Annotated in this window: 23 protein-coding genes and 1 other annotated feature; of the genes, 4 read left to right on the top strand and 19 right to left on the bottom strand. The window is 53.9% G+C overall.

Features of this window, described 5'->3' with window-relative positions:
* Window positions 1–16: 16 nt before the first annotated feature.
* The 12 genes from NSQ51_RS12240 to ltrA all read right to left on the bottom strand — a co-directional run bounded on the left by NSQ51_RS12240 (window position 17) and on the right by ltrA (window position 12,676).
* Window positions 17–1,564, bottom strand: coding sequence for a 2-isopropylmalate synthase (locus tag NSQ51_RS12240; RefSeq protein ID WP_121649955.1), 1,548 nt, complete (start codon window positions 1,562–1,564; stop codon window positions 17–19).
* A complete protein-coding gene (gene ilvC / locus NSQ51_RS12245) occupies window positions 1,551–2,576 on the bottom strand; it encodes a ketol-acid reductoisomerase (RefSeq protein ID WP_033014337.1) in 1,026 nt (341 codons plus the stop codon). The genes NSQ51_RS12240 and ilvC overlap by 14 nt, the downstream gene beginning before the upstream one ends.
* A gap of 121 nt (window positions 2,577–2,697) precedes the next feature.
* The gene (gene ilvN / locus NSQ51_RS12250) at window positions 2,698–3,216 is read right to left on the bottom strand and encodes an acetolactate synthase small subunit (RefSeq protein WP_033014338.1); all 519 of its coding nucleotides are present in this window, start codon (window positions 3,214–3,216) and stop codon (window positions 2,698–2,700) included.
* The gene (gene ilvB, locus NSQ51_RS12255) at window positions 3,204–4,922 is read right to left on the bottom strand and encodes an acetolactate synthase large subunit (protein WP_033014347.1); all 1,719 of its coding nucleotides are present in this window, start codon (window positions 4,920–4,922) and stop codon (window positions 3,204–3,206) included. The genes ilvN and ilvB overlap by 13 nt, the downstream gene beginning before the upstream one ends.
* Window positions 4,923–4,992: 70 nt before the next feature.
* Window positions 4,993–5,259: a binding site (T-box leader), on the bottom strand.
* Window positions 5,260–5,281: 22 nt separating this feature from the next.
* Window positions 5,282–6,181 (bottom strand): branched-chain-amino-acid transaminase, encoded by a 900-nt coding sequence (gene ilvE / locus NSQ51_RS12260; protein ID WP_033010640.1) that lies wholly within the window; start codon window positions 6,179–6,181, stop codon window positions 5,282–5,284.
* 337 nt (window positions 6,182–6,518) lie between these two features.
* Window positions 6,519–7,025, bottom strand: a complete 507-nt coding sequence (locus tag NSQ51_RS12265) for a metallophosphoesterase (RefSeq protein ID WP_033014339.1) — start codon at window positions 7,023–7,025, stop codon at window positions 6,519–6,521.
* Window positions 7,022–7,636, bottom strand: a complete 615-nt coding sequence (locus tag NSQ51_RS12270; RefSeq protein WP_033014340.1) for an XTP/dITP diphosphatase — start codon at window positions 7,634–7,636, stop codon at window positions 7,022–7,024. The genes NSQ51_RS12265 and NSQ51_RS12270 overlap by 4 nt, the downstream gene beginning before the upstream one ends.
* Complete coding sequence (rph, locus tag NSQ51_RS12275) at window positions 7,633–8,406, bottom strand: ribonuclease PH (RefSeq protein ID WP_033010643.1); 774 nt, start codon at window positions 8,404–8,406, stop codon at window positions 7,633–7,635. Before rph ends, NSQ51_RS12270 begins: the two co-directional genes overlap by 4 nt.
* A gap of 384 nt (window positions 8,407–8,790) precedes the next feature.
* Window positions 8,791–9,864 (bottom strand): GerMN domain-containing protein, encoded by a 1,074-nt coding sequence (locus tag NSQ51_RS12280; RefSeq protein WP_049626412.1) that lies wholly within the window; start codon window positions 9,862–9,864, stop codon window positions 8,791–8,793.
* A gap of 105 nt (window positions 9,865–9,969) precedes the next feature.
* Window positions 9,970–10,764: a glutamate racemase gene (gene racE, locus NSQ51_RS12285; RefSeq protein ID WP_011232143.1), complete on the bottom strand. Its 795-nt coding sequence runs from the start codon at window positions 10,762–10,764 to the stop codon at window positions 9,970–9,972.
* A 9-nt stretch (window positions 10,765–10,773) separates the two neighbouring features.
* On the bottom strand, window positions 10,774–11,217 hold the full coding sequence (locus NSQ51_RS12290; protein WP_015375537.1) for a MarR family transcriptional regulator: 444 nt from the start codon (window positions 11,215–11,217) through the stop codon (window positions 10,774–10,776).
* Between the two features lie 199 nt (window positions 11,218–11,416).
* Window positions 11,417–12,676 carry a group II intron reverse transcriptase/maturase gene (gene ltrA / locus NSQ51_RS12295; RefSeq protein ID WP_020754699.1) on the bottom strand — a complete coding sequence of 420 codons (1,260 nt, stop codon included), beginning with the start codon at window positions 12,674–12,676 and terminating at the stop codon, window positions 11,417–11,419.
* Window positions 12,677–13,098: 422 nt separating this feature from the next.
* Here ltrA and NSQ51_RS12300 point away from each other — a divergent pair, with 422 nt between their 5' ends.
* The 3 genes from NSQ51_RS12300 (at window position 13,099) to NSQ51_RS12310 (ending at window position 15,850) form a co-directional block, all read left to right on the top strand.
* A complete protein-coding gene (locus NSQ51_RS12300; protein WP_033011559.1) occupies window positions 13,099–13,662 on the top strand; it encodes a DUF6431 domain-containing protein in 564 nt (187 codons plus the stop codon).
* 141 nt (window positions 13,663–13,803) lie between these two features.
* Window positions 13,804–15,057 carry an IS481 family transposase gene (locus NSQ51_RS12305; protein WP_342462687.1) on the top strand — a complete coding sequence of 418 codons (1,254 nt, stop codon included), beginning with the start codon at window positions 13,804–13,806 and terminating at the stop codon, window positions 15,055–15,057.
* The gene (locus NSQ51_RS12310; RefSeq protein ID WP_064213564.1) at window positions 15,050–15,850 is read left to right on the top strand and encodes an AAA family ATPase; all 801 of its coding nucleotides are present in this window, start codon (window positions 15,050–15,052) and stop codon (window positions 15,848–15,850) included. Before NSQ51_RS12305 ends, NSQ51_RS12310 begins: the two co-directional genes overlap by 8 nt.
* Before the next feature lie 578 nt (window positions 15,851–16,428).
* On the opposite strand, the gene NSQ51_RS12315 is transcribed toward NSQ51_RS12310, so the two are convergent.
* From NSQ51_RS12315 to NSQ51_RS12335, 5 genes are all read right to left on the bottom strand, one after another.
* On the bottom strand, window positions 16,429–16,653 hold the full coding sequence (locus NSQ51_RS12315; protein WP_020754265.1) for a response regulator transcription factor: 225 nt from the start codon (window positions 16,651–16,653) through the stop codon (window positions 16,429–16,431).
* Between the two features lie 105 nt (window positions 16,654–16,758).
* Window positions 16,759–16,998, bottom strand: coding sequence for a hypothetical protein (locus NSQ51_RS12320; RefSeq protein ID WP_049626559.1), 240 nt, complete (start codon window positions 16,996–16,998; stop codon window positions 16,759–16,761).
* 53 nt (window positions 16,999–17,051) lie between these two features.
* Entirely contained in the window at window positions 17,052–17,813 is a 762-nt protein-coding gene (gene sdhB / locus NSQ51_RS12325; protein ID WP_049626560.1) for a succinate dehydrogenase iron-sulfur subunit, read from the bottom strand.
* Between the two features lies 1 nt (window position 17,814).
* Window positions 17,815–19,572, bottom strand: coding sequence for a succinate dehydrogenase flavoprotein subunit (gene sdhA / locus NSQ51_RS12330; protein WP_015375539.1), 1,758 nt, complete (start codon window positions 19,570–19,572; stop codon window positions 17,815–17,817).
* 168 nt (window positions 19,573–19,740) lie between these two features.
* The gene (locus tag NSQ51_RS12335; RefSeq protein ID WP_049626561.1) at window positions 19,741–20,349 is read right to left on the bottom strand and encodes a succinate dehydrogenase cytochrome b558 subunit; all 609 of its coding nucleotides are present in this window, start codon (window positions 20,347–20,349) and stop codon (window positions 19,741–19,743) included.
* 243 nt (window positions 20,350–20,592) lie between these two features.
* Between NSQ51_RS12335 and NSQ51_RS12340 the strand changes: the two genes are divergently transcribed.
* On the top strand, window positions 20,593–21,045 hold the full coding sequence (locus tag NSQ51_RS12340) for a YslB family protein (RefSeq protein ID WP_013144566.1): 453 nt from the start codon (window positions 20,593–20,595) through the stop codon (window positions 21,043–21,045).
* Between the two features lie 435 nt (window positions 21,046–21,480).
* Here NSQ51_RS12340 and uvrC read toward each other — a convergent pair whose 3' ends face one another.
* Window positions 21,481–23,268: an excinuclease ABC subunit UvrC gene (gene uvrC, locus NSQ51_RS12345; RefSeq protein ID WP_121649963.1), complete on the bottom strand. Its 1,788-nt coding sequence runs from the start codon at window positions 23,266–23,268 to the stop codon at window positions 21,481–21,483.
* A gap of 10 nt (window positions 23,269–23,278) precedes the next feature.
* The gene (locus NSQ51_RS12350; protein WP_049626562.1) at window positions 23,279–24,721 is read right to left on the bottom strand and encodes a hypothetical protein; all 1,443 of its coding nucleotides are present in this window, start codon (window positions 24,719–24,721) and stop codon (window positions 23,279–23,281) included.
* Window positions 24,722–24,759: the final 38 nt, after the last annotated feature.

Raw genomic sequence — 24,759 nt, forward strand, 5'->3', positions numbered from 1 at the left:
TTTGAATCCCTCCGTTTTATGATGTTGCCACCTTTTCGTTTTCAGCACGCATCGCTTCGATCATAAACACGCGGTTCATGGCGTTGATGTACGCTTTCGCCGACGCCTCAAGCACGTCTTGCGCCGTTCCGCGCCCGCTCGTTTCAACATCGCGCACGCGCACTTTCACAAACACTTGCGCTAGCGCATCGCGGCCGCCGCCGACCGACTCAATCCGGTAGTCAAGCAGTGTCACTTCCGTTTGGAAGCAGCGCTCGAGCGTATTGTACAGCGCCTCGACGCTGCCGGAGCCGGTCGCCGCTTCTTGGATTTCATTCCCCTTCCCGTCTTTCAGTACCACGACCGCTGTCGGAATTTGATTCGTCCCGTATTGCACTTGAATGGAAGACAATTGATAAAAATCTTTGAAGTGGTCGAACTTCTCTTCGAAAATCAACGCGATTAAATCGTCGTCGGTAATATCCTTCTTTTTGTCCGCCAGTTCTTTAAAACGGACAAACAGCTGATTGATCTCTTCATCGGACAACGTGTAGCCGAGCTCCTCAACCCGGTTGCGAAGCGCATGGCGGCCGGAATGTTTGCCGAGCACCATCAAATTCGACGGCACGCCGACGAGCTCCGGTGAAATGATTTCGTACGTCGTTTTTTCTTTTAAGACGCCGTCTTGATGGATGCCGGATTCATGCGCAAACGCGTTTTTGCCGACGACCGCTTTGTTGGGTGGAACGACGACCCCGGTCAGCTTGCTGACAAGATTGCTTGTGCGCTTAATTTCTTGCAAATTGAGGCGCGTTTCCACTTGATAATAATCTTTGCGAATGTGAAGGGCGACGGCGATCTCCTCAAGCGCCGCGTTGCCGGCCCGCTCGCCGATGCCGTTGATCGTGCACTCGACCTGCGTCGCCCCATGCTCAATGGCCGACAACGAGTTCACCACCGCCATGCCCAAGTCATCATGACAATGAGCGGAGAGCGAAACATTTTCAATATTCTGAACATTGTTTTGCAAATAGAGGAAAATTTCCCCGTATTCTTTCGGCGTAATATAGCCGACCGTATCCGGGATGTTGATGACCGAGGCGCCGGCTTTGATCACTTCGGCGACGATTTTCGCCAAAAACGGCAGCTCGCTCCGGCACGCATCTTCCGCCGACCATTGGACGATCGGGAAAAAGCGCTTCGCGTATTTCACTGCCTCAACCGCCGCTTCAATCACTTGTTCCGGCGTCATCCGCAATTTATGCACCATATGGATCGGCGAGGTGGCGATGAATAGGTGGAGCCGCGGCTCCGCGCCGCCTTTTAACGCCTCCCACGCCGCATCAATGTCGCTTCGGACCGAGCGCGACAGCCCGGTGACCGAGCATGTTCTCACCGTTTCGGCAATTTGTTTGACCGCCTCAAAATCGCCTTTTGACGAGGCGGGGAAGCCCGCCTCGATGATGTCAACCCGCAGCCGTTCAAGCTGACGGGCAATTTCCAACTTTTCTTGCAAGTTCAAATTGACGCCGGCCGACTGTTCCCCATCGCGCAATGTAGTATCAAAAAACTTAATGTTTCGCACCTGGCACCACCGCTTCTTTTTGTTTTGCTTTCACAAACGGCATCATGCTCCGCAGTTCGCGTCCGACGACTTCGATTAAATGCTCGTTCTCGCGCCGGTTGATGGCGTTGAACTCCGGACGGTTTGCTTGGTTTTCCAAAATCCAGCTTTTCGCGAATTTGCCGGTTTGGATGTCATCGAGCACCTTTTTCATTTCCGCTTTCACGGCGTCGTTAATGATGCGCGGACCGGTGATAAAGTCGCCCCATTGCGCCGTATCGGAAATCGAGTAGCGCATCCACGACAAGCCGCCTTCATAAAGAAGATCAACGATGAGCTTCATTTCATGCAAACACTCGAAATAGGCGACTTCCGGCTGATACCCGGCTTCAACGAGCGTTTCAAACCCGGCCTTGATGAGCGCCGTCAGCCCGCCGCACAGCACCGCTTGTTCACCGAACAAGTCGGTTTCCGTCTCTTCTTTGAACGTTGTCTCCAACACCCCAGCTCGAGCAGCACCAATCGCTTTCGCATAGGCGAGCGCCGTTTCTTTCGCGTGTCCGGTTACATCTTGATAAACGGCGATGAGCGCCGGCACCCCGGCTCCTTCCGCATATGTGCGACGCACGAGATGGCCTGGTCCTTTCGGCGCCACCAAGAAGACATCGACATGCTCCGGCGGGACGATTTGGCTGAAATGAATGTTAAACCCGTGCGCAAACACAAGCGCGTTGCCCGGTTCAAGCCCCGGTTCAATCTCTTCCTTGTAGACAGCCGGCTGTTTCTCATCCGGCAGCAACACCATCACAATATCCGCTTGTTTTGCCGCTTCGCGCACCGAGTATACTTCAAAGCCGTCCTGTTCCGCCTGCTCCCACGATTTCCCTTTGCGCAACCCGACAATGACGCGGACGCCGCTGTCGCGCAAGTTTTGTGCATGGGCGTGGCCTTGTGAGCCGTAGCCGATGATCGCGACCGTTTTCCCTTGCAAATATTGTTCGTTTGCATCCCCGTTATAGTAGACTTTTGCCATGATTACCCTCTCCTTTGTCGTGTAGTGTAAATGGGCCGCCATGCGCCCTCATTGCGCACAGGCGCGGTTATTCGTATCGACAATGTTTTGACAACGATCGTTGCAACGGAGACAGCGGCCGTTAAATGATAAACGCCGTTTTCTGGTTGGCTGCCGCTTTTTGCGCCCCGCGGGTGAACGCGGTCGTACCGGTGCGCGCCACTTCTTTGATGCCATAGGGGCGCAACAGCTCAATCAACGCCTCGACTTTTTCCGGCTCGCCGGTGACTTGAATGACGAGGCTGTCTTTGCTGACGTCGACGATCGAGGCGCGGAACGGCTCAATGAGCGTGTAGATTTCTTGGCGGATCGCCGGAGCAGCCGACACTTTCACAAGCGCCAGCTCACGGGCGACGATCGCCTGATCCGTGATGTCATTGACTTTCAATACATCGATCTGCTTGTTTAGCAGTTTGATAATTTGTTCCGCGGTCCGTTCGTCGTCGACATTGACGACAAATGTCATCCGCGAGACTCCATCGATTTCCGTATGCCCGACGGTGATGCTTTCGATATTGTAATGCCGCTTCGTAAACAGCCCGGTGATGCGGTTTAACACGCCCGGGCGGTTGTTGACCGTCATCGTGATCATTCTTCGCACGCTTTCACCCCCACCATTTCATGAAGCCCTTTGCCAGGCGACACCATCGGATACACGTTCTCGTCGGCGCGGACGTGGAAATCCAACAGCACCGGGCCGTCCATCGCAAACGCTTGTTTTAACACTTCAGCTGCTTCCGCCTCCGTCTTCGCCCGCAGCCCCGGTATGCCGTATGCTTCAGCGAGTTTTACAAAATCCGGATGATTCGGGATGAGCGAATGGGAGTACCGTTTTTCGTAAAACAGCTCCTGCCATTGCCGCACCATGCCGAGCGCCTGGTTGTTGACGATGACGATTTTAATTGGCAACCCCAGCTCTTGAATGACCGACAGCTCTTGAAGCGTCATTTGGAAACCGCCGTCGCCGACGATGGAAACGACGGTCGCGCTCCGATCCGCCAGCTGGGCGCCGATCGCTGCCGGAAGCCCAAAGCCCATCGTGCCGAGCCCCCCGGACGTCACCCACCGGTTCGGTCGATTGAACTTGTAATATTGCGCCGCCCACATTTGGTGCTGGCCGACGTCCGTTGTGACGATCGCTTCGCCATTTGTCAATTCGTAAATCATTTCGATAAGCTTTTGCGGCTTGATCGTCCCGGCTTCCGGCTCGTAATGGAGCGGGAAGCGCCGCTTCCACTCATTGAGCTGTTCGAGCCACGCCGCGTTGTCAGCCGGTTTGCCTTGCTGGGCGATCAGTTCCTGCAGCGCCGCTTTGGCGTCGCTGACAATCGGAATTTTGGTCGGCACGTTTTTGCCGATTTCCGCCGGGTCGATGTCGATATGAGCGACAGTCGCCTTTGGCGCGAAGTATTTCAAGTTGCCAGTGACCCGGTCGGCAAAACGGGCGCCGATGTTGATAAGCAAATCGCACTCATAGAGCGCCATGTTCGCCGTGTACGTCCCGTGCATGCCCGCCATCCCCAAGAAAAGCGGATGGTCTGCTGGGAAGCCGCCAAGGCCAAGAAGCGTATGAACGACCGGAATGTTTTGCTGCTCGGCGTACTGCCGCAATTCGTTTGCCGCGTCGGCGTGCAAGACGCCGGCGCCGGCTAAAATGACCGGCCGCTTCGACTGGCTGACCGCCTCGACAAGACGGCGGATTTGCCAATGGTTCGGCTGTGTCGTCGGCTGATACCCAGGCAAGCAAACTTCTTCATCGTAATCGAATTCCCCTTCGGCCGTTGTGATGTCTTTCGGAATATCGATCAACACCGGTCCCGGTCGTCCAGTCGTTGCGATGTGGAACGCCTCTTTGATGATTTTCGGCAGCTCACTGATGTCGCGCACTTGGTAGTTGTGTTTCGTAATCGGCATCGTAATCCCGACGACATCGGCTTCCTGAAAGGCGTCCGAGCCGATGACGCTCGTCGCTACTTGCCCAGTGAACACGACGAGCGGCAACGAATCCATCATGGCGTCGGTCAGTCCGGTGACGATGTTGGTCGCTCCCGGCCCCGATGTCGCGATGACGACCCCCGGTTTTCCCGAAATGCGCGCGTACCCTTCCGCCGCATGAATGGCTCCCTGCTCGTGCCGCGTCAAGACGTGAAACACACCGGCTTTATACAGCTCATCGTAAAGCGGAAGCACCGCGCCGCCCGGATAGCCGAAAATGACTTCGACTTGCTCCGCCTTCAGCGCTTCGATCAACATCATCGACCCGCTCATCTTCGTCTTCGTCTGCTCCTCCACGTTCATCTTTGCCATCGTCGATCCTCCCCGTTGGTTGTGATTCATATAAAAAACCTTTTCACCCACCATGACTGGCATTTCCAGCCAAAGGGGCGAAAAGGTTCCTTTCCGCGGTACCACCCTTCTTCACGGCCATGACGGCCGCCTCAGGAGCAGCCAGCCGAAGCCGGCTGCTCGTTTTTTGTAACGGGTGAAGCGCACATCCCCACCCGTCCGGCCCTACTGGCGAATCTGCGTTCAAGCCGGCGCTCGGAGGTGAGTTCATCAAGCGGCAACATCACCGGTTCGCAGCTCCCCCGGCTCTCTGTGGATGTTGGCCCCGCTGACTACTTATCCTCGTCAACGCTTTCTCGCTATATGGTTGTCATTCTTGCTCAACTGACATTGGCGTTCGTCGGATACACCTTTACTCCTTCGACGACTACGCGGCGGCGGAATTCTTCAAGCAGCCGCTTCGTATGCGGACCCGGCGTCCCGTCGCCGATCGTCCGGCCATCGACTTTAATGACGGAAATGACTTCGGCTGCCGTCCCGGTTAAAAACACTTCATCTGCCACATACACGTCATGGCGGGTGAACGGCTCCTCTTTCACCGTATAGCCGAGATCAACGGCAATTTCCATAATCGCCTGACGCGTGATGCCTTCCAGCGCCCCGACATACCCAGGCGGCGTGTAAATGACGCCGTTTTTGATGATGAAAACATTGTCTCCCGAACCTTCCGCGACATAGCCTTGATCGTTTAAGATCAGCGCTTCGCTTACGTTCGCCAAATGCGCCTCGATTTTGACAAGCACATTGTTTAGGTAGTTGAGCGATTTGACTTTCGGGCTCAATACATCAGAGCGGTTGCGGCGCGTCGCCACTGTCACCACTTCGATGCCGGTTTCATATAAATGCTTCGGGAAGAGCGCGAGCGGCTCGACGATAATCACGATTTGCGGCGTTTTGCATTTGTACGGGTCAAGGCCCAAATCGCCGACCCCGCGCGAAACGACTAAGCGAATGTATGCATCCTGATAGCCGTTGCGGCGGACAGTTTCAAGCACATGGCCGATCATTTCGTCCTTCGTATATGGAATGTCGAGCAAAATTGACTTGGCCGAATTGTACAGCCGATCTATGTGCTCCTCAAGACGGAAGACGTTGCCGCTGTAGACGCGAATGCCTTCAAATACGCCGTCCCCATACAAAAATCCATGGTCATACACGGAAATTTTGGCGTTTTCTTTTGTCACAAATTCTCCGTTTAAAAAGATCCATTGTTCGCCCACTTCGGTTCCCCTCTTCCTTGATCAGTCAACGGTTGCTTTAAACGGCTCGGCGATGCGTTTGAATCGTTTCTTTTGTTTGAAAATTATAATAATCCGAAACGACCGCGCCGTCAATAACTTTTTTTGAAAATTTCGATTCGTCGAACTGCTTGTATACGCTTACAATTTGATAGAATCAAGGATTTGCCGTTTAAAAAAATTTTTTCTTCGCCTAGCAGTGAAGAGGGAAGAAGCTATGTTTCCCCATTCGCAAAAGCAACGCAACGCCTCCGGCTCGAGAAACCCGCCGGCCTCTTGAAAACGTCCGGAAAACGAAAAAGACGGACGCTTTGTCCGCCTAGATGGAAAACGTTTGTTGCAAGCCTGGGACCGGCTTCCCTGCTGTGTCGTAAAATTCCACTGTCGCCCGGCCGTTTGCAGCGGTCAGCACCGCGTACGTTCTTTCTTTTCTCCCGCGCGGCAAGGCGATGCTGCCGGGATTGATGAACAGCACCCCCTCGATTTGCTCGGCCCCAGCCAGGTGGGAATGGCCGAAACAAACGACATGGGCGCTCGTTTCTTTCGCCCGGTAGTAGAGGCGCAGCAGCGACGTTTTGACGCCGTACAAATGGCCGTGCGTGATGAGAAAGCGAAGGCCTTCCGCCTCCTCGGTCCGCTCATTCGGAAACGCCGCGAAATCGCAGTTGCCGCGCACGACGACAAATGGAGCAAGTTCGGCCGCTTGAGCCGACAGCTCGGAATCGCCGCAATGAATAAACAGATCGGCTTCATGGCGATGGCGCTCGACAATGGCGGAGAGTTCGCCGCTGAGCCCGTGGCTGTCGCTTACAACGACCGCTTTCATTCCATCCGTCCCTCCCCTCCCATGATGTCATCCCATTGCTCGTCAAGCTTGGCCAGCGCCTTCGCCCGGTGGCTGATCTCATTTTTCTCTTCCGGGGTGAGTTCCGCCATCGTCTTCCCCTTTTCCGGAAGATAAAAGACGGGGTCATAGCCAAAACCGCCTTCTCCCCGCGGCGCTTCGGCGATGTACCCTTCGCACGCCGCCTCCACAACGGCCGTCGGCCGCCCGGGGATGGCGACCGCCAGTGCGCAATGAAACCGGGCGGTGCGCTGTTCCATCGGCACGCCTTCCAACTCGTGAAGCAGCTTCGCGATGTTGCGCGCATCGTTTTTGTCTTCACCGGCATAGCGGGCTGAATAGACGCCCGGCCGGCCGCCGAGCGCATCGACCACCAGCCCCGAATCATCGGCGATCACCGGGCAGCCGAAACGGTGAGATATGGCTTCCGCTTTTAACCGGGCGTTTTCGGCAAACGTGCTTCCCGTCTCCTCGACGTCCGGAACGTCCGGAAAATCAAGCAGCGATTTGACGTCGATGCCCCGCTTCGCAAACAAAGCGGCAAATTCGCGCACTTTTCCGGCATTTTTCGTCGCGATCACAATCTTGTTCACTCTGTCCCCTCCTCCTGCTTCGCTTCTTGCTTCGTCCCGATGCGAGCCGCCCAATCGCCCAAAACGCGGCGCTGCACGGCGATCAGCTGTTCAATGCCGATGTGCGCCGCCTCAAGCAATTCATCGAGCTCGGCGCGAGAAAAAGTCGCTTCTTCCCCGGTCCCTTGAATTTCAACAAACTGGCCGGATCCGGTCATGACGACGTTCATATCGACTTTTGCCCGCGCGTCTTCATCGTAATTCAAATCGAGCACAACGCCATGCTCCGGATCGATGCCAACGGACGTAGCGGCAAGAAAATCGCGGATTGGAAGCGCCTCGAGCTTCCCTTCGTCAACGAACTTGGAAAGCGCCAGCACGAGCGCCACGTAGCCGCCGGTGATCGAGGCGGTGCGCGTTCCGCCGTCCGCCTGAATGACGTCGCAATCGATCCAAACCGTTCGTTCGCCAAGCCGCTCCAATTCAACGACCGAGCGGAGCGCGCGGCCGATCAGGCGTTGAATTTCCATCGTCCTCCCCGACACTTTCCCTTTGCTTGCCTCCCTCGCATTCCGCTGCTCTGTCGCCCGCGGCAACATCCCATATTCGGCGGTGATCCATCCTTTTCCGCCGCCGCGCATAAACGGCGGCACTTTTTCTTCCACCGTCGCCGTGCAAATCACTTTCGTGTCGCCGATTTCAATCAACACGGACCCTTCGGCATGTTTCACATAATGCGGCTGTATATGTACAGGGCGCAGCTCACGGTTATGTCGTCCGTCTGCTCTCATTCACTCTTCCTCCTTTTTCCTTCCCGTTTGCCAGCAGGAGCCGGTCGGTCCTGCCTCCTTCCTTGCATCACGACTCCGTGCCGCCGTTGCCAAAAAACAAAGAGGCGGAGCACGCTTCCACCTCTTTGTTATACCATAACAGCCTATTCGTTTCCAGCTTGGGTGAACACCCCACCACTTACGCTTCGCTTAGAGGCGGGGGCTTCAAGCGACTTGTGCGTGTTCGCCGAACGGTAAGCCACACACAAGAACCCTTTACACTTTCCTTCGTTCCGAAGGGGTCCGTTCTAACCTTATTTTATCCTATTCGTTGGCTAACGCCAACCGACATTCATCTCCCACTTTCACTTTGCTGAGAAGCGGGAGACTTCTTTCGGAAAGATGTTAAAACGACCCGGTATTGACGTTTTGCGGCCGAGCGACCGGTTTGGTGAGCGGCTTGCCATCTTCCGTGACAAGATTGGCTTTGCCATTGACGGTGATCGCCACGCTTTCGACTCCTTTTTGCTCCGTGAGCGACAAAACGAGAGAATTCAACACGACGTCGGAAATGACATTTTTCTTGTTGCTTCCATAAATGCCTTCGTTAAAGTTGAGCGTCACTTTGCCATCCTCGTATTTCGGGGCATCGACAAGCTTCGCGTCCGGCTGAAAGACGCCGACAAGCCCGCTCCCTTGCTCTGGTCCTTGAATCAGTTCGTTGACGGCCGCGGCAATATCATCTTTCTCCTTATTGGACACACGCCGTGTCACCGGCACATAGTATGTGCTGTTCCCTTGTTGGGCGACAAAATAAACGGTGACCGGATGCGTATTCGTAATGTCTGGCACGCCGTTCGCTTCCATATTGATGCCATCGGCGCGGCTTACCCCATCTTGGATCGGCGTTTTATTGACCGGCATCACGTTTTGATCGTAGCCGTTGATGCGGATTTTGACGCGCTTGATATTGTCAAATTGCGTCAATGTCCACGTAATGGACTGCAAAATTCGTTTTTCGTCCTCCGGCTTATAGTTTTTAAATTCCGGCGAAAAGTCAGCGATCAACGTTCCGTCTTTTTCCAATTTTGTGCCAAGCACCGTCGTTCCGGCCGGAATAACCGCGCGGAAGCCGTTCGGTAACATTTCTGACACGGGTCCGTCTTCAACCAAATATTCGAGTACTTGTTTCGCCACGGCCTGCGTTTTCGGCAATTCCACTGTTTGCGGCACGACAAAGCCGTTTTTGTCAATCAAGTACAGCTCTCTTTTCACCGTCTCGGTGGCCTTCGCTTCCTCTTTCCCTTCCTTTTGGCTTTCCGTCGCTTCCTGAAGCGCTTGGCCGTCTTTGACATAACTCGTCTCTTGCGGCGGATCGATCTCCTTCACCGCCTCATCTCGCCCAAACAAACCGCAGCCGCCAAGCAACAACAGCGAGGCGAGCAGCGGCGCCGCCCATATGTGAGTCGTCCGTTTCATTGACGTTCCCTCCTACTCGTAGTTTGTACTACTATGTATACGAGCCGTTTTCCAAAATAGAATAAAAAAAATCCTTTAGCGCATGGACGCTAAAGGATTTGTTGGTTACAGCCGAATCGCTTCGACCGTGCCGATCGGCTTGCCAAACCACTTCCCGGAAATCTTTTCAAACAGCTCTTTCGGCCCGGTCGTGAAAAACAAATGCTCCGGTTCGCGCTCGCCGGTGTAAAGGAGCTGGCTGTGGTGCAAAATCGCGCTCACTTCACGAGCCGTCTCACCGCCCGAGCAAATGAGCTTCACGCGTTTGCCCATATACGTGCGAATGAGCGGCGCGAGCAACGGATAATGCGTGCAGCCTAAAATCAGCACATCGATCGGCAGCGGACGGAGCGGAGCGAGCGATTCGGCGACGATCGCCATCGCCTCCTGCCCTTCAAAGTCGCCGCTTTCCACAAGCGGAACGAATTTCGGACAGGCCAAGCTCTCGACTTGGACGCGCGGATTGATGGATTGAAGCGCCTTTTCATACGCCCGGCTTCGGATCGTGCCAATCGTGCCGATGACGCCGATGTGCCCGCGCCTAGTCGCTTTCAGGGCGGCGCGAGCGCCGGGATGAATAACGCCAAGCACAGGAATGTCAAGCTTCGCCCGCACGTCGTCAAGCGCGACCGCCGTCGCGGTGTTGCAGGCGATAACAAGCATTTTCAAGGGATATTGCCGCAAGTAATCAATCATTTGCCACGTAAATCGCCGGACTTCTTCCACCGGCCGCGGCCCATACGGGCAACGGGCGGTGTCGCCTAAGTAAATAATTTGTTCTTTCGGCAGCTGCCTCATAATTTCTTTGGCGACGGTCAAACCGCCGACTCCTGAGTCAATGACACCAATTGCTCTTTCCAAGTGATCGCCTCATTCTTTCGTCATTTCTTGATGCAATTTGCGCAAACAACGCTCAAAGAGAACGATTTCCTCTTCAGAAAAATTTTCCAACACTTTAGCTAAATCTCTCTGGCGTTTTTCAATCACTTCCTCAATGATGCGCTCGCCTTTTTCCAACAAGTGAATGCGGACGACGCGGCGGTCGTGTTCATCGCGGACTCTGGCGACAAGTCCGTTCCGCTCCATACGGTCGACCAAGTCGGTCGTCGTGCTGCACGCCAAATACATTTTGTTCGATAACTCGCCGACCGTCAAGTCCCCTTCTTCAAGCAGCCACTGCAGGGCGACAAATTGCGGTGGGGTGATCGGATAGTTGGTTAAAATTTCACGGCCGCGCTGTTTCAAATTGGCGGCGATATAACGAAGCAATTTTTCCAACTCGGCGACCGTTTGTTCATTCATCGCAGACGGCATACCATCTCTCCTTGATCGTTTCCGCGGCCAGCCTCAAACGGCGGCTTGCGTCGACAGCTATTCTTACTTTTCATTTTACAACACCGGCAAAGATAATCAACAAAAAAATGCGGCGGCCGCCGCGGATCGAGTAGGAGAGGGTGACTAACCCTCGTCCTCTCACACCACCGTACGTACCGTTCGGTATACGGCGGTTCCATTAAGTCTGACGCAGAGATTCATATCGTTGATAAAGACTCTTCAGCCCTTGGCTCTCCCAATAGGAGTTGCCAAGGGCTTTATGCAGGATGGGACTGGCGGCCACTCTCCAATATTTCTTCCGAGTGTTTCCCCATTCATATGCTTTCTGCTTGGGCACTCCTAAACTTTGCAGTTTTCGGACTCTGGTTCTCGGAAGTTTCCACTCTTTCCATTGGCACATGCGCAGCCTTCGTCGAATCCATCCATCTAGTTCTTTGAACACACTTGGGGTCTCTGCTAGCGAAAAGTATCCACACCATCCCAGAATGTATTGATTGAGCTGTTCGATTCGTTCGGGCATGGGAATCGGTTTCGATCGGCTCGTCATGGTGCGTATCCTTTGCTTCATGCGCCGAATGCTTTCCTTTGCAATTCGGATTTTTGGCTCCTTACTTGGGGTGAAGCTAAAACCGAGGAATTTTCTCCTCCACGGACGATCCACTGCCGATTTGGTTTCGTTGACTTTCAGCCGGAGTTTCTTTTCGATGAATGCCGTGATCGATTTCATCACCCGTTCCCCGGCCTTCTTCGTCCTTACGTAGATATTGCAGTCATCCGCATACCGTACAAACTTGTGCCCTCGTTTTTCCAATTCTTTGTCCAGCTCATCCAGGAGAATGTTGGACAGGAGTGGACTGAGCGGCCCTCCTTGTGGAGTCCCCTCTTGTGTTTCCATGACCACCCCGTTGATCATGACCCCTGCCTGTAGATACTTCCGTATCAACTTTAGGAGGATTTTGTCTGGAATTCGTTTCGCTAATATCCCCATCAGTTTGTCATGGTTGACTCGATCAAAGAACTTTTCCAAGTCGATATCTACCACCCATGTATATCCTTCCTGAATATACTGCTTCGCCTTTTTCACCGCGTCGTGTCCTCTTCGACCGGGACGAAACCCGTAGCTGTGTTCCGAAAAGGATGGGTCAAAGATCGGCGTGAGCACTTGGGCGATGGCCTGTTGGATGAACCGGTCTGTCACGGTCGGGATTCCTAGTAACCTGACTCCTCCGTTCGGTTTCGGGATTTCGACCCGTCGGACCGGGCAAGGTTCGTAGGTCCCTTCTTCTAAAGCGTGCCGTATCGCGTCCCAATGTTCCACGAGGTGTCTTCGCAGGTCTTTGACGGACATTCCATCGGTTCCATGGGACCCTTTATTCTTTTCCACTTGTTTGAGTGCTCGCAGGAGATTCTCCCGTGACAATACCTGTTTCATCCACATTCCGATTCTTCCTCTCTACGTGAACGGTCCGTTCTATTTGTGCCATCTTCTTCTCCACCCTCTTGAGGTTCCCCATGGACTTCACCATTTCCCCCTCAAGCAGGCCCTTTCGGGTTATCTGCTTCATCAAAGAAGATGAACGCCTAGTGGCCGTTCTCCTTCATGGTTCGGTCCTTCCCCTTCTATCTTAAGCTAGACGGGTACTATGACCTCTGCTGACTTCTGTCCGTTCAGCGTTGGATCGCTCCAACGGTTGCCAAGCGCACTTGGCTGTAAATTATCATTTTATTTCAGCACAAAACACCCATTTTTTTGCACATTCTTTCAGAAAGCCCTCTCCCCTTTTCTGAAGGAATGTGCTAAATTTTTTGTGAATTGTTTCGGACAAAGATTTCCATTCGTTTCAATGAGGGGGAGGAAGTGTGATCCAGTTTCACGACTTTGGCATTGACATTCAAACGTATACGGATCGTGGGAAAGGGAACGATTTTCCCGACGTGAACCAATGCCCCCACTGTTCATCCCGCCGCCCCTTGCATCGTCACGGATACTACCAACGTTATGCGTTGACGGCAGAGGGGGAGTATCACCTTTGGATCGCACGATATCGCTGTCAAGAGTGTCGCAAAACCGTGAGTGTGCTGCCTTCTTTTCTCCTCCCGTATGTTCAATATACACGATCGGTTATTTGGCAAGCGGTCAAAACGTGGCTCGAAACGCCAAGGCGAGGAGCGAAGACCAAACAGGTTGGTTTTCCCACCAAGGAGGTCATCTTATTTTATGTCCGACGATTTTTACGGAATCTCTCCCGCTTGCATCACGCGGCGGCGAGAAGGTGGGGGATCATCGGCCCTGTGGGGAACGCAAGAACAGAACGGGCGGTTTGGTGGATGCAGACTTTGGAGGGACGGGGGGTGGGCTCGATCATCCAAGACCTGTGGACAAACGAGAGGTGGCATCTGTTTGCGGATCAAATTGCTTCCTGATTTTCTACTTAACACCAAAAATGGAGATGGTTGATGTTCCCACAAACCCTTCCTCTCGACGAATCTCGAGCCGTTTCGTAAGATAGGAGGCAGAGGGACCGGGACGGTCCAACATCACAGGGAGACAGGGAGGAGATCCGGATGGATGAATCGATGAGACACGACATCGCGCTGTTTCGGTACGGGCTGATCGCTCCGTTGGTGAATGGCCAGGTGGAGCCCAAGGCGTATTTGAATGAGGTGGGCGGGCGAGTGCATTCGATTCCTCATCAAGGGGACAAACCCATTGCGGCGAAGACGATTCTGGATTGGTGCGCCCGATACAAAAAAGGGGGCTTTGACGCCTTAAAGCCGAAGCGCCGTTCGGACCGCGGCCACTCAAGGCGTCTGTCGCCCGATGATGAGGATCATATTTTAGCCCTAAGAAAAGAACATCCCACCATGCCCGTGACGGTGTTCTACGAACACCTGATCGAGCAGGGGGAAATCCCAGAAAATCATACCTCTTACTTTACTATATACCGATTGTTGAAAAAACACAACCTGGTGGGAAAAGAAATCTTGCCGATGCCGGAGCGAAAGCGTTTTGCGTATGACCAGATCAATGAGCTATGGCAAGGGGACTTATCCCATGGACCCACGATTCGCGTCCATGGGAAAGCCCAGAAAACGTTTTTGATCGCGTATATCGATGACTGCTCGCGGTTAGTGCCATATGCCCAATTTTTCCCTTCGGAGAAGTTTGACGGGCTGCGGATCGTCACGAAGGAAGCGGTGCTTCGTTGCGGGAAGCCGAAACGCATTTACTCGGACAACGGGAAAATTTATCGGTCCGAGGTGCTGCAGTATGCGTGCGCCGAGATGGGGATTACACTCATCCACACCCAGCCGTATGACCCGCAAAGCAAGGGAAAAATCGAACGGTTCTTCCGCACCGTACAGACACGGTTTTATCCACTGTTGGAGCTGAATCCGCCGAAATCGCTTGACGAGTTGAACGAGCGTTTTTGGAAGTGGCTTGAAGAGGAGTATCATCGAAAACCGCACGCCTCACTGGACGGAAAAACGCCGCATGAGGTGTTTCAATCGCAAGTGCATCTCGTGTCGTTCATCGAAGATGGCGATTGGCTGGATGCGATTTTTCTGAAACGGGAGCACCGCAAGGTGAAAGCCGATGGCACAATCACCCTGAATAAACAGCTATACGAAGTGCCGCCTCGGTTCATTGGGCAATCGATTGAGCTCCGCTATGACGAACGAGGCGTCTATGTGTACGAAGAGGGCAAACGGGTGGCGGAAGCCATTCGGGTGCGTTTGGAGGACAATGCCTATGTAAAACGCCATCGGTCCCCGTTTGCGGCGATTCCGGCGAAGGAGGGAGAACACGGTGTATAAATCGTTTTACTCCCTTTCGCGGGAGCCGTTTGCGAAAGAAACAGACCCGTCCGAGGCGTATCAAGGGGCGTCATTTCAGGAAGCGTTGCGGGCGCTGGAGTACGTGAAACGAACCCGGGGGATCGGGCTGTTGATCGGAGAGCCGGGGGCGGGCAAGACGTTCGCCCTTCGGGCGCTGAAAGAGTCATTGAATCCATCATTGTATCATGTCGTCTACTTTCCGTTATCCACCGGAGGCGTGATGGATTTTTACCGTGGACTGGCCTTGGGATTAGGAGAGGAACCGAAGTACCGCAAGGTAGACCTCTTCCGCCAAATCCAGCAGGCGATCGAGCGATTGTATCATGAACGGCGGATCACGCCGGTGTTCATTTTGGATGAGATGCATTTAGCGAAGGATGCATTTTTACAGGACATCGCGATCTTGTTCAACTTTGAGATGGATTCGACCAACCCATTTGTCTTGATTTTGGCCGGGCTGCCCCATTTACAGGGGAAGCTGCGGCTCAATCAGCACCGCCCTCTCGACCAGCGGATCATCATGCGATACCGGATGGGGCCGCTGGAGAAGGAAGAGGTGGCGGGCTACATCGAACATCGGATGAAACAGGCCGGGGCGAAGCATCCGATCTTCACCCCATCGGCGTTAGAGGCGATTGCCCTGCAGTCGCGGGGATGGCCTCGGGTGATCAACACGTTGGCCACGACGTGCCTGTTATACGGGTATCAGCTGAAAAAGGACGCCATTGACGAAGAAGTGGTGCGCATGGCCGCAGAGGAAATGGGGTATTAGCACGAAAGGGGCCGAATCGGCCTCTTTTGTGCTTTCTCTTTTCCATAGGTCCATCAGGCGCGCTGGAAATCTTCATCTGAAAGAGCGTGCAAACGTTCCGAAAGAATGTGCAAAATCCGGAACAATCCGCAAAAATTTTGCACATTATTTCCGAATCCGCCTGAAATAATTTGAAAAAGGGATTCTGAAATAATGTGCTAGTTTACACTTGGCTTCCCGGACAGACCTCCCCGGGTAAGAGTGCAGTCTTTCCTTCCATCCATCTGCTTCATTTACTCGGTATCACCTTCGGCAGAAAGGGCTTCGTTTTGTCGTGCAAACTCACCCAATGATACCCAGCCTCCTATGAAGTTCGTGTTCCTCAGACCGGAAGTTTGCCGCCCGCTTCCTTCAGATTCTGCGTCGCCGCAGACACCCTTGCGTTAAGCTAACTGCTACTTCTGCCTTCGCAGTTCGGGACTTTCACCCTATAGACTGCACCCATGCCGGGCGCACACGAAGGCCGGACGGGCGCCAAGCCTCGTCCGGCCGCAAGGGAACATAACAGCCGGCTGTCCAACAAGGAAAGCCGGCATCGTTTATAGTTCAAGTTCGCCCATTCGAAGCAATTCAATGACAGCTTGCGAGCGCCCCTTGACCCCAAGCTTTTGCATCGCATTCGAAATATGGTTGCGGACCGTTTTCTCGCTGATAAACAGCTCTTGGGCGATCTCTTTCGTCGTCTTGTCTTGCACGAGCAATTCGAAGACTTCTTTTTCTCTTTTTGTCAAAAGCGGCTTCGATTGAAACGATTTGTCCTTCAACGGTTGTAACCCTCCTTGCTCTCAATGGGCCCGAACTGCCGGATGGGTATTTCCTCGCCATATCGTATGTGAGAGCAAGAACGGCGGTGACGAAAATTTGCTTATCTAATAGAAAAATGGGTCTTTTTTTTTTCGGTTCATCACCAAAAGATGTACTTGACTTTTAAAGACAAACATGATAGCAATGTTGTTCAAAGAGATGTGTGGTATAAAAAGGAAAAAATGCTGTTTTGGTTTTTCTTTATCATGATCGTCTTTCTTTTTCAAGTACACTTTGTGATGAAGAGCCTTTTCTTCTTTATCTTTCGATTCGCCGGAGACGGTTGGCTGCCGCTTGTCCAGCAAAACAAAAAATCCCCCTCATGTCTGTTCGAATGAAGGGGATTTTGATTCTGCCGCTACACTTCGTCGCTGCCAAAGAAATCGCGGAACATTTGAATCGTCGTTTCGCGGTTTAACGCCGCGATCGATGTCGTCAACGGAATGCCCTTCGGGCACGATTGCACGCAGTTTTGCGAGTTGCCGCAGTTGGCCAGTCCGCCGTCGCCCATAATCGCCCGCAACCGTTCGGCTTTATGCATCGCCCCGGTCGGATGGGCGTTAAACAGCCGCACTTGCGACAGCGGCGCCGGGCCGATAAAGTTCGACTTGCTGTTGACGTTCGGGCACGCTTCGAGGCAGACGCCGCATGTCATGCATTTGGACAGCTCGTACGCCCATTGCCGCTTCCGCTCTGGCATGCGCGGCCCCGGACCCAAGTCGTACGTTCCGTCGATCGGAATCCATGCTTTCACTCGCTTCAACGCGTCAAACATCCGGCTCCGATCGATGACCAAGTCGCGGATGACAGGGAATGTGCGCATCGGATCAAGGCGGATCGGCTGCTCGAGTTTGTCAATGAGCGCGGCGCACGCCTGGCGCGGTTTGCCGTTAATGACCATCGAACAGGCTCCGCATACTTCTTCCAGACAGTTCATTTCCCAAGCGACCGGCGTCGTTTTTTCCCCTTTGGCGTTGACTGGATTGCGGCGAATTTCCATGAGCGCCGAAATGACGTTCATGTTCGGGCGGTACGGAATGACAAACTCTTCTTCATACGGCGCGGAATCCGGACGATCTTGGCGCGTGATGATCAAACGAACCGTTTTGTTCTCGCTCATCTTACTTCACTTCCTCTTTCTTTTTGCTGTAGTCGCGCTTGCGCGGTTTAATCAACGAGACGTCAACGTCTTCATAATGGAACGCCGGACCGTCTGGCGTGTAGCGGGCCATCGTCGTTTTCAGCCATTCTTCGTCGTTGCGCTCCGGAAACTCCGGCTTGTAGTGCGCGCCGCGGCTTTCATTGCGATAGTAAGCGCCAAGCGTAATGACGCGGGCGAGCTGCAGCATGTTGTACAGCTGGCGGATAAACGTCGCTCCTTGGTTGCTCCATCTCGACGTATCGGTGACGCTGATGTTTTTATACCGCTCCATCAGCTCTTGAATTTTCTCATCGGTCTTCAGCAACCGGTCGTTGTAGCGGACGATCGTCACGTTTGCCGTCATCCATTCACCGAGCTCTTTATGCAGCACATAGGCGTTTTCCGTGCCGTCCATCGCCAAAATGTTTTCCCACTTTTCTTGCTCCCGTTTCACATAGCTGTCGTATAACGTCGACGGCATCGCATCGGCCGATTTCTCGAGACCGCGGATGTAGCGGACGGCGTTCGGGCCGGCGACCATTCCGCCGTAAATCGCCGACAGAAGCGAGTTTGCCCCGAGGCGGTTCGCGCCGTGAATCGAATAATCGCACTCGCCGGCAGCAAACAACCCTTTGATGTTCGTCATTTGGTCATAGTCGACCCATAAGCCGCCCATCGAGTAGTGAACGGCCGGGAACACCTTCATTGGCACTTTGCGCGGGTCTTCGCCCATGAACTTCTCGTAAATTTCGATAATGCCGCCGAGCTTGACATCCAACTCTTTCGGATCTTTATGTGACAAATCCAAATACACCATGTTTTCGCCGTTGATGCCGAGCTTCAAATCGACGCAGACGTGGAAAATTTCCCGGGCGGCGATGTCGCGCGGCACCAAGTTTCCGTAAGCCGGATATTTTTCCTCAAGGAAGTACCACGGTTTCCCGTCCTTATACGTCCAAATGCGTCCGCCTTCCCCGCGCGCCGATTCGCTCATCAACCGAAGCTTGTCATCGCCTGGGATCGCGGTCGGGTGAATTTGGATGAACTCGCCGTTCGCGTAGTAAACGCCTTGCTGATAGGCGATCGAAGCCGCTGAACCAGTGTTGATGACCGAGTTCGTCGATTTCCCAAAAATGATCCCCGGGCCGCCGGTCGCCAAAATGACGGCATCGGCTGGAAACGCTTTGATTTCCATGGACCGCAAATCTTGTGCGACGATGCCGCGGCAAATTTGCTCGTCATCCAAAACGACGCCTAAAAACTCCCAATGCTCGTACTTCGTGACGAGCCCGGCCACTTCATGGCGGCGCACCTGTTCATCAAGTGCATACAAAATTTGCTGCCCGGTCGTGGCTCCAGCATAGGCGGTCCGGTGATGCTGCGTCCCCCCGAAACGACGGAAATCAAGCAACCCTTCCGGCGTCCGGTTGAACATGACGCCCATCCGATCGAGCATGTAAATAATCCCCGGCGCCGCTTCACACATCGCTTTGACCGGAGGCTGGTTCGCCAAGAAGTCCCCGCCATAGACGGTGTCGTCAAAATGCTCCCACGGCGAGTCGCCTTCCCCTTTCGTGTTGACCGCTCCGTTAATGCCGCCTTGGGCACAGACGGAGTGAGAACGCTTTACCGGAACGAGCGAAAACAGTTCGACAGGCACTCCTGCTTCGGCGATTTTAATCGTGGCCATCAAACCGGCCAACCCACCGCCAACAACGATGATTTTCCCTTTTTTCATAGCTACTCACTCCCTAATAGATTGCTGCTTTTGCTTGCATGCCGCACGTTTTGCCTTGCCGGCCCGCCATCGACCAAGCGATCGTTCGGCGAACGGCTAGAGCACGTTTGTCACGAGCCAACGCAGCAGTTCATCGTTGAATCATTCCTTAGGAATGGAACGCTTGTCTTACGCAAACGCCAAGATGGCGCGAATGCCGACAATGGAAAGCGCGATGAAAATGATCATCGTAATGTACGTAAATACTTGCTGCGAACGAGGGGACACCGTCAACCCCCAGCTGACGCAGAACGACCATAAGCCGTTGGCGAAGTGAAAGACCGTGGACAAGATTCCAACAATATAAAATCCGAGCATAAACGGATTGTCGACAATGTTGGCCATCATGTCGTAGTTCACTTCGGCGCCGAATGCAGCATGCACCCGCGTTTCATACACATGCCAGACGACAAAAATCAATGTAATGATGCCGGTGATCCGCTGAAGCATGAACATCCAGTTGCGGAAATAGCCGTACTGGCGAGTGTTGAATTTGGCTGTAAACGCGATATAAATGCCGTATACAGCGTGGAACAACAATGGAAGAAAAATAACAAAAATTTCAAGAAAATAGCGGAACGGCAAGTTTTCCATAAACGCCGCCGCCCGGTTAAACGCTTCCGGCCCACGGGTCGCAAAATGGTTGACGACCAAGTGCTGCACTAAAAAGATGCCGACGGGAACAACCCCCAGCAGCGAATGGAGCCGGCGATAGTAAAACTCGCGATTCCCTGCCATTATGTAAACCCCCTTCAATTGAATAAAAAATATGTCCCTCTCGCTCGCCATGCGGAAACGGAAACGTCTTCCATTCCCCTATTCGCTTGTCACATTCATTGTACTCCCACATTGTACAAGCGTCAAGAAAACACTGACACAAAATGTTCAAACATTCTCATAGTTGCGCCACCTTAGGAAAGAGGATGCACTCCGGCAGCAATTCAGCTATAATGGGGAAATGGATAGAAAGAGGGGAAAACGATGAAACAGCCACCATTAGAGGACCAATATCAAATGTTTGGGTCGATTGCGCTTTCCGCCTTCGGGGCTGAGCTGCTTCGCCATTCGCTTCTTCCCGAGCTGCTTGGCAAAGATGCCGCTTCGCTGCTGTACTGGGCCGGCAAACAGCTGGCGCGGCGCTACCCGCTCGGAACGCTCGATGACGTCGCCGTATTTTTTGAACGGGCGGGCTGGGGGGAGCTATCAACCGGCGAGGAGCGAAACGACGAACTCTATATCGAGCTGTCGGGCCCCATCATCGCCGCCCGCTTTTCCTTGTACGGCAGCTGCTCGTTCCAGCTTGAGGCTGGATTTCTCGCCCAGCAAATCGAACAACAAAAGCGGTTCGTCACCGAAGCGGTCGAACTGCCGCCAAAGCGGGACGGCAAAGCGCGCATTTTGGTGAAATGGGATCGGAAGCAGGCGATCGAATGACATGCAAAGAACGGGCGTCCGCTCGCAAAACGGGCGTCCGTTCAGCCATTATTCATCCTATTTCGCGCAGGAGACTCCCACTTCAACGACCAAAGGGAGTAAGTGGGAGAGGAATGCGCGTTCCCCCTTTCTTTTGTGTATGATAGAATAAAGATGTGGAGACAACCGTTTAATAAAGGCACTCCAATCACGGCTGCTCGATGGATGGAGTTGGTTGCAGGAAACGTTGCAACCGCAAAACATCGAGCGTAGGTCCGTCTGTTGTGTGTGGAAGCCAAGTACTGCCAACAGACACACCGAGAGAATCGGTAACGATGCAGGCATGACCTGTGTCGTTGGGCAGTTGTCAACCTGCCCCTGATGCAACCCCAAGTCAAGGAAGGAGGACAAAGTCCGCTCGCACTTCTGGGGAGTTGCAAGCCCCCACTTCAAGCGTTAGCTAAGTGGGGGTAGTTGACGCAGTTTTTCATAGATTTTCTCCGCCACCGCCCGTGGAATGTTCGCCCGTTGCAGCTCATCAACGGTCGCCTCTTTCATCTTTTTGACTGATCCGAAATAGTTTAACAGCGCTTTTTTCCGCTTTTCCCCGACGCCGGGAATGTCATCAAGCACGGAATGGAACATCGTCTTCTGCCGCGCCTGGCGGTGGAACGTGACCGCAAACCGGTGCACTTCGTCTTGAATGCGCTGCAATAAATAAAACTCTTGGCTTTGCCGGTCAAGCGGCACGACATCCGGCGGGTCGCCGGCCAAAAGCTCTGATGTGCGATGTTTTTCGTCTTTCGCCAATCCAGCCAGCGGCACATCCAGTCCAAGTTCGTTTTCGAGCACACCCCGCACCGCCGACAAGTGTCCTTTGCCGCCGTCGATGATGATCAAATCGGGAAGCGGCAATCCTTCTTTCAACACGCGCGTATAGCGGCGGCGCACGACTTCGCGCATCGTTTCATAATCGTTCGGCCCCGCGACCGTTTTCACCTTATATTTCCGGTATTCTTTTTTCGCCGGCTTGCCATCGAGGAAAACGACAAGCGCCGAGACCGGATCGGCCCCGTAAATGTTCGAGTTGTCAAACGCCTCGATGCGGCGCGGCGCCGGAATGCCAAGACGCTCTCCGAGACGTTCGACCGCTTTGATCGTCCGTTCTTCGTCCCGCTCGATGAAATAAAATTTTTCTTTCAGAGCAATGGCCGCGTTTTTGCTCGCCAGCTCAACAAGCTCTTTTTTCTTCCCTTTTTTCGGCTGGACGACGGCAACGCCGAGCAATTCGCGGGCGAGCTCGCCGTCAATGTCGGACGGGAGGACGACTTCTTTTGGCTTCAAATGATGCGCTTTCGCATAAAACTGACCCAAAAACGTAAGCATTTCCTCATCCGGGTCTTGGTAAAGCGGGAAGATCGACACGTCGCGCTCGATCAGCTTTCCTTGGCGGAGGAAAAACACTTGCACGCACATCCAGCCTTTGTCGTACGCATAGCCGAATACATCGCGGTCGATGAAGTCGTTGAGCATCATTTTTTGCTTTTCCATCGTCATCTCAATCGCTGCGATTTGATCGCGGTATTCTTTCGCCCGTTCAAACTCGAGCGCTTCCGCCGCCTCGTGCATTTTCTCGGCCAACTCCCGCTTCACGTCTTCATACCCGCCGTTTAAAAAGCGGACGATTTGTTCAACCATCGCCTTATTTTGTTCGTCCGACACCGGGTGGACGCACGGGGCGAGGCATTGGCCCATATGGTAATACAAACAGGCGCGCGAAGGCAGCGTCGAACATTTGCGGAGCGGATATAAGCGGTCGAGCAGCTTTTTCGTTTCGTTCGCCGCCTGCACGTTTGGATACGGGCCGAAATATTTGCCCCCGTCTTTTTTCACTTTGCGGGTGATCAGCAGGCGCGGATGTTGTTCCGCGGTGATTTTAATAAACGGGTAGCTTTTATCATCCTTGAGCATGACGTTGTATTTCGGATCATGCTTTTTGATCAAATTCATCTCCAAAATGAGCGCCTCGGCGTTTGACGAGGTGACGATGTATTCGAAATCGGCGATTTCCTCCACAAGCCGCTGCGTTTTGCCATCATGCGTCCCGGTAAAATACGAGCGGACGCGCGCCTTCAACGACTTCGCCTTGCCGACGTAAATGACCGTTCCGTGTTTGTCTTTCATTAAATAGCAGCCCGGCTGTTCCGGGAGCACGGACAGCTTTTCCTTCAGCCGGTCGTTCATGGCCATCCCCTCACTCTCCGTCCACCCATTCATACAGTGTAATCGTTCCATACACCGGGTCGGCAAGCGGACTGGAACGATACGTTTTCACTTTGCGCACATGGCGGGAAATATCGATCCCTTGAGCCTCGAACCCTTGGACAACGTGATTGGTCATATATATCATAGCATGGCGGTAGTTTTCTTTGTCTTGCAAAAAGAAGGAAAAATGGAGCACGTCTTTATGTGGAAAGGGCACGTTCAAATAGTCTAGGACGCGCGTCTCTTCCCACGTATATACCACAAACGGCTGCGGCTTGTCACGCAAATCGTCGGCAAGCTGATACACTGCCGGGGGCGTCTTTGCCTGCTCGTGCAGCAGCCCGATGCCGATTGCAGACTGCAGCAGCACAACCGCCGCTGCCAGCGCTAATCTCCATGCCTTCGGCGCAGCCAAAAAGCGGCCCCACACATAAAACAGCGCAAAATGAACCAACGGAAGAAGGTGGCGCGGCTTGTCAATATTTTGTCCAAACAGCGCCCAGACAGCATACAGCAACGCGGAAACGACAAGCGCACGCGGCAGCTGAAACCGCCCCGTGCGCCAGGCGATGGCGCCGACCACTGCATAGGTAGCCAGCAGCCAAGCATTTCGGCTGGCCATGCCGGTCCAAAGAAAGTTGTCAAGGACAAAGCGGCGCACCCGCTCCCAAAATGGAAGCGGGCTCGCCGCCGCCGTTCCCCCCCAGTCGCTGAAATGACCGACGACAAACGCCCAGCCAAGCTTGAAAAACGGCCAAAGGCCGCCTTCCGTCGCCGCGACCGCCGCCACCCAAACAAATTGAAAGGCGGCCGCCGCCAACAGCGATGCCGCCACGCGGCCGAGGCGGCGGTGCGTTTTCCAGTCTTCATGCCAAAGGATCAACAACGCAGCGGCAAACGGGGCATAAGACAAACGGATGCCCATGAGGATGCTGAACAACGCGGCCGGCCAAAGCTGCGCCATCCATGTTGTTCGCCGCCGCGCCCATTCCACCGCCCATATGTACCACCAAAGCACGCCAAGCGCCGCGCCGTCCGACATCGGTCTGGCGGCGGCAAGGAGCACGTAGCTTGAAGAAAGCACCGAAAGCGCCGCCCATAGCGCCGCTGAACGCGGCATATGGCGAGCGAGCAGCCAAACGATGGAAAAGGCGGCGGAAAACAACACGAGCACATTCAAGATCGAAAGCGCTTTGGCCGGATTGGCGACCAGAGCGTGCACTGCCATGCCGCCAAGAATCAAATACGGATAGCCCGGGAAATGCGGCTGCATGGCCAATAAATCATAGCGTTCCAGCGCCCGCGCAAAGTCAACTTCGTCCCACGAGGCCGCATACGGGTTCGCCCCATACAAACCGGCGCCGGCCAACAAAGCAGCCATTCCGACACCAAAGCTCATCCAAAAGCGATCATCGCCCAACCGTTTGTCCACCGTGTTTCCCTCCAAAGAAAACGTACAAGGCGCAGCGT

The sequence above is a fragment of the Geobacillus sp. FSL K6-0789 genome (assembly GCF_038593135.1).
Taxonomy (GTDB): Bacteria; Bacillota; Bacilli; order Bacillales; family Anoxybacillaceae; genus Geobacillus; species Geobacillus stearothermophilus.

Bases quoted from the DNA above. Each gene is read 5' to 3' on its own strand.
- ilvC (WP_033014337.1), bottom strand. From the start codon at position 2,576: ATGGCAAAAGTCTACTATAACGGGGATGCAAACGAACAATATTTGCAA.
- ilvB (WP_033014347.1), bottom strand. From the start codon at position 4,922: ATGGCAAAGATGAACGTGGAGGAGCAGACGAAGACGAAGATGAGCGGG.
- NSQ51_RS12265 (WP_033014339.1), bottom strand. From the start codon at position 7,025: ATGAAAGCGGTCGTTGTAAGCGACAGCCACGGGCTCAGCGGCGAACTC.
- rph (WP_033010643.1), bottom strand. From the start codon at position 8,406: ATGAGAGCAGACGGACGACATAACCGTGAGCTGCGCCCTGTACATATA.
- NSQ51_RS12280 (WP_049626412.1), bottom strand. From the start codon at position 9,864: ATGAAACGGACGACTCACATATGGGCGGCGCCGCTGCTCGCCTCGCTG.
- NSQ51_RS12290 (WP_015375537.1), bottom strand. From the start codon at position 11,217: ATGCCGTCTGCGATGAATGAACAAACGGTCGCCGAGTTGGAAAAATTG.
- ltrA (WP_020754699.1), bottom strand. From the start codon at position 12,676: ATGTGGATGAAACAGGTATTGTCACGGGAGAATCTCCTGCGAGCACTC.
- NSQ51_RS12305 (WP_342462687.1), top strand. From the start codon at position 13,804: ATGGATGAATCGATGAGACACGACATCGCGCTGTTTCGGTACGGGCTG.
- sdhB (WP_049626560.1), bottom strand. From the start codon at position 17,813: ATGAGCGAGAACAAAACGGTTCGTTTGATCATCACGCGCCAAGATCGT.
- sdhA (WP_015375539.1), bottom strand. From the start codon at position 19,572: ATGAAAAAAGGGAAAATCATCGTTGTTGGCGGTGGGTTGGCCGGTTTG.
- NSQ51_RS12335 (WP_049626561.1), bottom strand. From the start codon at position 20,349: ATGGCAGGGAATCGCGAGTTTTACTATCGCCGGCTCCATTCGCTGCTG.
- NSQ51_RS12340 (WP_013144566.1), top strand. From the start codon at position 20,593: ATGAAACAGCCACCATTAGAGGACCAATATCAAATGTTTGGGTCGATT.
- uvrC (WP_121649963.1), bottom strand. From the start codon at position 23,268: ATGAACGACCGGCTGAAGGAAAAGCTGTCCGTGCTCCCGGAACAGCCG.